Here is a 6,984-nt window from a genome sequence, read left to right as displayed (position 1 = left end):
CCTGCTTGACGCGCGTCAGCAGCTGGTGCCACAGGGCGTGGCGGGCGAGCTGTACGTGGCCGGTGACGGCGTGGCGCGTGGTTACCTGAACCGTCCGGCGCTGACCGCCGAGCGCTTCCTGCGGGATCCGTTCAGTCCCGAGGCCGGGGCGCGGATGTACCGCACCGGCGACCTGGCGCGCTGGAACGCCGACGGCACGCTGGAGTACCTGGGCCGCAACGACGATCAGGTGAAGATCCGTGGCGTGCGCATCGAGCTGGGCGAGATCGAAAGCCAGCTGGGCCGGTTGCCGGGCATCGAAGAGGCCCTGGTGCTGGCCCGTGAGGACGAGCCGGGGCAGCCGAGGCTGGTGGGCTATTTCATTGAGCGTGACGGCGCGTTGTCGACCCCGGTCTCCGAGCTGCGGGCCGCACTGCTGGCGGTGCTGCCGGGCTATATGGTGCCGAGCGCCTTTGTACGCCTGGCGTCCTGGCCGTTGACCGCCAATGGCAAGGTCGATCGTCGTGCCTTGCCAGCGCCGGACCGCGAAGCACTGCCAGGTCGCGATTACGAAGCACCGCATGGCGCGGTAGAAAGCGCGTTGGCTGATCTCTGGAGCGAGTTGCTGCAGGTCGAGCGGGTCGGTCGTCACGATCACTTCTTCGAATTGGGCGGGCACTCGCTGCTGGCTGTCAGCCTGATCGCGCAGATGCGTCGCCAAGGGCTGGATGCCGACATTCGCACGCTGTTCGCGCAACCCACGCTGTCCGCACTGGCAAGTGCGATCGGCAGCCCTGATCAGGCGCGTGTCCCTGCGAACCTGATCGAGGCCGATTGCTCCCGCATTACACCGGACCTGCTGCCGCTGGTGGCATTGGACCAGAGCGATATCGACCGGATCGTCGCCAGCGTGCCCGGTGGCGTGGCGAATGTGCAGGATATCTACCCGCTGGGGCCGTTGCAGGCAGGTATTTTCTATCACCACCTGTCAGCTGGCGGCGACGATCCGTATCAATTGCAGGCCCGGTTTGCCTTTGCCGACCGTGCGCGCCTGAATGCGTTCTGCGCTGCGCTGCAACGGGTTATCGCCCGCAACGATGTGCTACGCACTTCGTTGTGCTGGGAGGGGCTTGAAGCCCCGGTGCAAGTCGTGTGGCGCCATGCTGAGCTGACCGTGATCGAAGTGGAACCACAGGCCTTGGCAGATACTGCGCCGCTTGGACTGGAGCAGGCGCCGCTGTTGCGCCTGATACATGCCCAGGACCCGGACCACGGGCGGATTATCGCGGTGTTGCTGTTCCATCACCTGATCATGGACCACATGGCGCTGGAACTGCTGAGCCATGAGCTGCAAGCCCTATTGCTCGATCAGGAAGCGGACCTGCCTGCGCCGGTGCCGTATCGCAATTACATCGCTCACACTTTGCGGGAACAGGGCGATCAAACCCATGAAACCTTCTTCCGTGAACAGCTGGGCGATCTCGACGAACCGACGCTGCCTTACGGTCAGGGCGGGTTGCCGGGCGCGCAAGTGCCGGGTGAGGCCCGGCAACGGCTGGATGCCGGATTGAGCCGTCAGGTTCGCGATCAGGCCCGCGTGCTCGGGGTCAGCGCAGCCAGCCTGATGCATCTGGCCTGGGCGCAGGTGCTGGGCCGGTTGTCCGGGCGCGACACGGTGGTGTTCGGCACCGTTCTGCTCGGTCGGTTGCAGGGAGGTGAAGGCGTCGAACGTACGCTGGGGGTGTTCATCAACACCTTGCCGTTGCGCATCGATCTGGCTGGCAAGTCGGCGCAGGACGCTGTGCAGCAAGCGCATCGTCGCCTCAGTGGATTGCTGGCCCACGAGCATGCACCATTGGCCCTCGCCCAGCGCTGCAGCGCGCTGCCAGCCGGTGCACCGCTGTTCAGTGCATTGCTCAACTATCGCCACAGCGCGGTACCTCAAGCCGATAACGCGAGCGCCAGTGCCGCGTGGCAAGGTATCGAGTTGCTGAATGCGCAAGAGCGCAGCAACTACCCGCTGACTCTGAGCGTCGACGATCTGGGTGAAGGGTTCGACCTGACCGCGCTGACTTCGGCCGGAATCGACGCACGCCGGGTCTGCGCTTACATGCTGCGCGCCGTGGAAAGCCTGGTTCACACCTTGGCGCAGACACCGCAACGTGCTCTGGAAACCCTGGATCTGCTGCCTGCAACCGAGCGAGCCGAATTGCTGGAGGGCTTCAACGCCACTCGCATCGAGGCCGACAGCGAGCTCACTATCCACCAGCGTGTCGAGCGTCAGGCAGCGCTCGCGCCTGATGCCGTCGCCGGGCAGGTGGGTGATCAGCGCCTGAGCTACGAGCAGTTGAACCAACGAGCCAACGCACTGGCCCATCATCTGATTGGCCTGGGCGTACGTCCTGATGACCGGGTTGCGGTCATGGCCCGACGCGGGCTGGACACGCTGATCGGTCTGCTGGCGGTGCTCAAAGCCGGTGCCGGTTACGTGCCGGTCGATCCCGCGCATCCGGGCGAGCGCATTGGCTATCTGCTGCAAGACAGCGCGCCAGCGGTCGTGCTGACCCAAGCGGACCTGTTGGCACGCGTGCAAGACCTGACCGTGCCAGTCATCGCACTGGATCACGCCGACTGGCCTTTGCGCACCGACAATCCGCAGGTTACGCAGCTGACCACAGGCCATCTGGCCTACGTGATTTACACCTCGGGCTCCACGGGCCTGCCCAAAGGCGTGATGGTCGAGCATCGTGCCCTCAACCATTTGGTGGACTGGCATTGCCAGGCGTTCGATCTGCATGCCGGCAGTCACACCGCCAGCGTCGCCGGTTTCGGTTTTGATGCGATGGCCTGGGAAGTCTGGCCAGCGTTGTGTGCCGGTTCGACGTTGCACCTGCCACCTGCGGAAATTGGCAACGAACAGCTCGACGCGCTCCTCGACTGGTGGGTCGCGCAGCCGTTGCAGGTCGCCTTCCTGCCGACGCCGGTGGCGGAATATGCGTTCAGCCGCGAGTTGCGCCATCCAACTTTGCGCACATTGCTGATCGGTGGCGACCGCTTGCGCCAGTTTCCACGCGATCCGGGCTTTGCGGTGATCAACAACTACGGGCCGACCGAAACCACAGTGGTGGCCAGTTCGGGCCAGATGACGCCGGGTGAAGTGCTGCACATCGGCCGCCCGGTATCCCATGCACGGCTTTACGTGCTGGACGAACATCGCCAGCCGGTGCCGTTGGGCGTACCTGGCGAGCTGTACATCGGCGGCAGCGGTGTCGCTCGCGGTTACCTGAACCGTCCGGACATGACCGCCGAGCGGTTTCTGCTGGATCCGTTCAGCCACCGGCCGAATGCGCGGATGTACCGCTCGGGCGATCTGGTGCGCTGGCTGGCCGATGGCACGCTGGAATACCTCGGCCGTAACGACGATCAGGTGAAGATCCGTGGCGTGCGCATCGAGCTGGGCGAGATCGAACAGCAATTGGCGTCGTGCCCTGGCGTCGGTGAGGCCGTGGTCATGGCGCAGCGTCTGGAAGAAGGGGGGCTGCGTCTGGTGGCGTATTTCACTCGACGCGATGCATCGCTCGAAGCAACGGCATTGCGTGCCTGGCTGGCGGAGCGTTTGCCGGAATACATGGTGCCCGCCGCTTATGTGTTGCTGGACGCACTGCCACTGACCCAAAACGGCAAGGTGGACCGCAAGGCGCTGCCGATGCCAAGTCTGGAGGCGTTGGCGACGGCGTCTTATCAGGCACCGGAAACGCCGCTGGAAAAACGTCTGGCCGAACTGTGGGCAGGCGTGCTGGAAGTGGCGCGGGTAGGGCGTCACGACAGTTTCTTCGAACTGGGTGGGCATTCGCTGCTGGCGATTCGTCTGGTCAGCCTGATGCAGAGATCCGGTCTATCGCTGAGTCTGGCCGAGCTGTTCCAGCGTCCAAGCGTTGCCGCACTGGCCGGGTTGCTGGAAGGGCGTGCCGACGGGGCGAGCGAAGTCCGGGAACTGATCACGGTGCGTGAGGGCGGCACTGAAACGCCGTTGTTCCTGATCCATGACTTCACGGGACTGGACGCTTACTTCCCGGTGTTGGGGCTGCACCTGCCGGGTGATTTCCCGATCTACGGTTTGCCGGGCGTCGCGCTGGGGCAGCCGCAACCAAGGACTCTGGAAGGGCTGGCAACACGGCTGGTGGCACGGATCCGCACGGTGCAGGCGCATGGGCCTTATCGCCTGGCGGGCTGGTCGTTCGGCGGCGTACTGGCGTACGAAGTCGCCACGCAGTTGCTGGGCATGGACGAAAACGTGTCTTTCCTTGGTCTGCTGGACAGTTATGTGCCGCGCCTGACCGATCAGGGCAAGGCACGCTGGCAAGGTCCGAATCTGCTCGAACGCGAGTTGCTGGCGCACTGTTCGGCGTACTGGCAGACGCAAGGCAGCCAGGGTGTCACGCCGCTGATGCGGCTGGTGGCCTTGCAGGAACAGCCTGATATGCCGATGTTTGAGCACCTGTTGCAGCTGTGCAGGGACGAACAGCTGCTGTATCCGGAACTGGCGCAGGCGAGTGATCTGCAATTGCGGCACTACCTGGAGCGGGAACTGGCGCACGGCCATGCTCTGGCCCATTACCGGCTGGAGCCGCTGAATCTGCCTGTGCACCTGTTCCGTGCCGAACAGGTGCTGAACACAGCGGCCGAGGCGACTGCGGCGCCTGACGCAGTGCGTGACTGGAGTTATGGCTGGGACGAGGTCGTGTCAGCCGGGCAACTGCACTGCGTCAGCGTACCGGGCGATCACATGAGCATGATGCAGGCGCCTCACGTTCAACTGCTCGGCGAGGCCATTGGCAGCGCGCTGACAACCAGGCCGGACGCTGCTCAGCCAGCTCCGGTCTATCAGGCCTTGCTGGCGATCCAGAGCGGACAGAGTGGGCGAGCGCCTTTGTTCTGCGTGCCGGGTGCCGGTGACAGCGTCACCAGCTTCATCGGTCTGGCTGAAGCGCTAGGCCCGGACTGGCCGATCTTCGGGCTGCAAGCGCGGGGTCTTGACGGGCGATCCGTGCCTCACAGCCGGGTCGAGGCGGCGGCGCAATGCTACGTGCGGGAAATCGAGAAGCAGTATCCGCAAGGTCCGTTGCATCTGGTCGGGCATTCCTTCGGTGGCTGGGTGGCGCATGCCATGGCCAGCAGGCTTCAGGCCCAAGGCCGGGACGTGCTTTCGCTGACCCTGATTGACAGCGAAGCCCCAGGCAATGCCGCAGACAGCACGCCCTATACCGCGACGGCGGCCTTGCAGCGCCTGATCAACGCGCTGCAACTGTCCAGCGGCAAGGATCTGGAACTGGATCCGCAGGTCTTCGCGAACGCTGACGATTCGACCCAGTTGCATCGGCTTCGCGAAGCCATGGTGCGTGTTGGTCTGCTGTCTTCGAAGATTGCTCCGCAGGCGCTGAATGGCATTGTGCGGACCTTCTCGAGCGCGTTGCGCACCCAGTACCGGCCAGTCGAAAGCTACGCCGGGCCCGCCAGCCTGGTGCTGTTGACCGATCCCGGTCTGGATACCGCGGTCAATCGCGCCGAACAAGCCGATATGACGCAGGGTTGGCAGCAGTTATTGCCACAACTGAGGCTGTGGAGCGGACCGGGAGACCACTTCAGCATCCTCAAAACCCCTGACGTCTACAGCCTGGCGGCCTGGTGGTACGACGGCCAGGCCTTGGGCATCAGGGAACCGCTCTCATGACCTTGTGAATGAAGGTTTTCCGGTGCCAGCGTCGTTATTGGCTGGCACCGGGGCAGGTGCACGGAAAACGCGAAAAAGGCGCTCCATCAGCGGGCGCGATCTCAAGGATCAGCAGGCATTTATGAACAAGTCGAAATTACGCAAGGTTGGAGTGATCACCGCGTTGGTGCTGACAGCAGGCGCCGTCTTCTATGCCGTGGAGGCCCCGGCCAAGCCCCCCGCGTACATCACCGCCCGTGCCGAGCGCGGCGACATCGAGAATGCAGTGCTTGCCACTGGCGTGCTGGAAGGCATCAAACAGGTGGACGTCGGGGCTCAGGTGTCGGGGCAGTTGAAGTCGCTCAAGGTCAAACTGGGCGACAAGGTCAAAAAGGGTCAGTGGCTGGCCGAGATTGATCCGCTGGTGCTGCGCAACACCTTGCGTCAGGCCGAAGTGGACGAGGAAAAACTCAAGGCTCAGCGAAACTCCGCTCAGGCGCAGATGAAGCAGGCCAAGCGTCTTTATGACCGCTACAAACAATTACAGACCGATCAGTCGGTATCTCGACAGGACTTCGAAAGCGCCGAGTCCGACTATGAGATGCAGCAGGCCAACGTGCGCGCGCTGGACGCCGAGATCAAAAGCGCTCAGGTGCAGATCGACACGGCCAAAGTGAATCTGGGCTACACCCGGATCATTGCGCCCATCGATGGCGACGTGGTGGGCATCGTGACTCAGGAAGGCCAGACCGTGATTGCCCAGCAACTCGCACCGGTACTGCTCAAACTCGCCGATCTGGACACGATGACCATCAAGGCCCAGGTGTCCGAAGCGGACGTGATTCACATCACTCCGGGGCAAGAGGTGTATTTCACGATCCTGGGTGAAGACAAGCGCTACTACGCCATGCTGCGCGGTACCGAGCCTGCGCCGCAGGATTACCTGGAAACCGAGAGCGGCGGCTCGTCATCGCGGCAGAATTCGGCGGTGTTTTATAACGCGTTGTTCGAGGTGCCCAATCTCGATCAGCGGCTGCGCATCGCGATGACCGCCCAGGTCCGCATCGTCCTCGGCACCGCCCGCAATGCGATCGCTGTACCGGTTGCAGCCCTTGGTCCGCGTACTGCGCAGGGCACCTCCATCGTGCGCGTGCTGGACGTCAAGGGTTTCGCTCAGGAGCGTAAGGTGCAGACCGGCATCAACAACAACGTGCAGGTGGAGATCAAGGATGGGCTCGTCGAAGGCGATCAGGTGGTGATCGGCGATCCGACATCGGTCGTGGCAGGGGCCTGAC

Annotated in this window: 2 protein-coding genes; both read left to right on the top strand. The window is 63.6% G+C overall.

Annotated elements, in window-relative coordinates; genetic code table 11:
• On the top strand, positions 1 to 5,710 hold a 5,710-nt coding region (locus BZK31_RS15575), incomplete at its 5' end, for a non-ribosomal peptide synthetase (protein WP_157900749.1).
• 121 nt (positions 5,711 to 5,831) lie between these two features.
• Positions 5,832 to 6,983 carry a macrolide transporter subunit MacA gene (gene macA, locus BZK31_RS15570; RefSeq protein WP_083183853.1) on the top strand — a complete coding sequence of 384 codons (1,152 nt, stop codon included), beginning with the start codon at positions 5,832 to 5,834 and terminating at the stop codon, positions 6,981 to 6,983.
• Position 6,984: the final 1 nt, after the last annotated feature.

The organism is Pseudomonas floridensis (assembly GCF_002087235.1).
GTDB lineage: Bacteria > Pseudomonadota > Gammaproteobacteria > Pseudomonadales > Pseudomonadaceae > Aquipseudomonas > Aquipseudomonas floridensis.
Note: the sequence above shows the minus strand (reverse complement) of the source record. Positions and strands in the feature narration are given on the sequence as shown.